Origin of the sequence: Anaeromyxobacter sp. SG17, from assembly GCF_022690695.1 — a bacterium.
Lineage (GTDB): Bacteria > Myxococcota > Myxococcia > Myxococcales > Anaeromyxobacteraceae > Anaeromyxobacter > Anaeromyxobacter soli.
This window is the reverse complement of record NZ_JALCYX010000152.1, coordinates 1-1,489: the sequence shown is the minus strand read 5'-3', so window position 1 is coordinate 1,489 and position 1,489 is coordinate 1. Positions and strand designations below refer to the sequence as shown.

At 79.2% G+C, this 1,489-nt stretch carries 2 protein-coding genes; both read left to right on the top strand.

Features of this window, described 5'->3' with window-relative positions; all coding sequences use genetic code 11:
• On the top strand, nt 1-1,001 hold a 1,001-nt coding region (locus MNY60_RS23500; protein ID WP_242362076.1), incomplete at its 5' end, for a PD-(D/E)XK nuclease family protein.
• The coding region (locus MNY60_RS23495) for a UvrD-helicase domain-containing protein (RefSeq protein WP_242362074.1) at nt 998-1,489 on the top strand (492 nt) is incomplete at its 3' end. The genes MNY60_RS23500 and MNY60_RS23495, both read left to right, overlap by 4 nt.

Here is a 1,489-nt window from a genome sequence, read left to right as displayed (position 1 = left end):
CGCGGCGGCCGGCGCCGCACGCGGGGGCGGTCGGCGGGCCGCTCGCGGGCGCCCTGCGCGCCGCGCTCCCCGCCGAGTGGTCGCCCACGCAGCTCGAGACGTACGCGCGGTGCCCGTTCCGCCTGTTCCTCCAGCTCGGGGCCCGCCTGCCGGACCCGGCGACCGGCGACCTCGACCAGGAACCGCGCGACGAGGGGAGCCTGCTGCACGCGGCGCTCGAGCGGTTCGTCGAGGCGAGGCTCGCGCGCCGGGCGTGGCCGCCCGCCGGGGACGCGGCCGACGTGGCCGAGGCGCACGCCGTGGCGGAGTCGGTGTTCGCGCGCTTCGAGGCGGAGGGCAGGACCGGCGATCCGGCGGTCTGGTCGGCGCGCCGCGAGGCGGTGCTCGCGCGCCTCGCGCGCGTGGTGCTGGCGGAGGCGCGCGATCACGACGGGCTCGTCCCGGCGCTCCTCGAGCACCGCTTCGGCGGGAGGTCGGAGCGGCCGCCGCTCGAGGTGCGCGCCGGCGCAGAGACCGTGCTGCTGCAGGGGCGGATCGACCGCGTCGACGCGTCCGGCGACCGGCTCCTCGTCGTCGACTACAAGAACGCGCGCCACGCGACGGCCTACGCCGAGCTGCTCGACCCGGAGGCGATGGGCGTCACGAGCTTCCAGGTGCCGGCGTACCTCGCCGCCGCGGCGCGCGACCTGCCCGGCCGCGAGCACCTCGAGGCCGCCTACGCGCTCCTCCGGAAGGCGGCGCGCACGGAGCCGTTCGCCACGGACGCTGCGGATCCGCTCCTCTCGCTCTCCGCCCCGGAGGGCGCGGAGCGAGCCGGTACGGAGGGAGCCGGCGGGGCGGGCCCGCGCGGCTTCGCGGCGGGCGTGGTCGAGGTCGTGCGGCGGATCCGGGCGGGCGAGTTCCCCATCGCGCCGCGGACCTGCGAGGGCTGCCCGTACGGCGCGGTGTGCCGCGCCGAAGGCAGCGCGGGCGAGCCGGACGACGCCGGGGGTGGCTCGTGAGCGGCTCCATCGTGTTCGGCCCGGCGGCGACGGCGCTCTTCCGGCTCGAGGCGCCGACCGCCGTGTCGGCGGGCGCGGGCTCCGGGAAGACCACCGCGCTCGTCGAGCTGTGCGTGCGCCTCCTCTCCGGCGAGGCGCTCGGGACGCCCTGCGCGCCCGCCGAGATCGCCGCGATCACCTTCACGGAGAAAGCGGCCGAGGAGCTCTCGCAGCGGCTGCGCGGCGCGGTGGCGGAGCGCGCGCGCGCGGCGTCCGCGAGCGGCGCGGGCTCCGCGGACGCGCAGGCGTGGCAGGAGCGGCTCCACGGGCTCGACCGGCTCCCGGCCGGAACGATCCACGGGTTCTGCGGGAGGCTCCTGCGGGAGCACGCGCCCGAAGCCGGCCTCGACCCGGAGTTCTCGATCGCCGACGAGGACCGCGCGTCCTCCTGGCTCGCGGGCGCCGCCCGCGCGGCCACCATCGCCGCGCTGGACGCGGGGCGGCCGGCC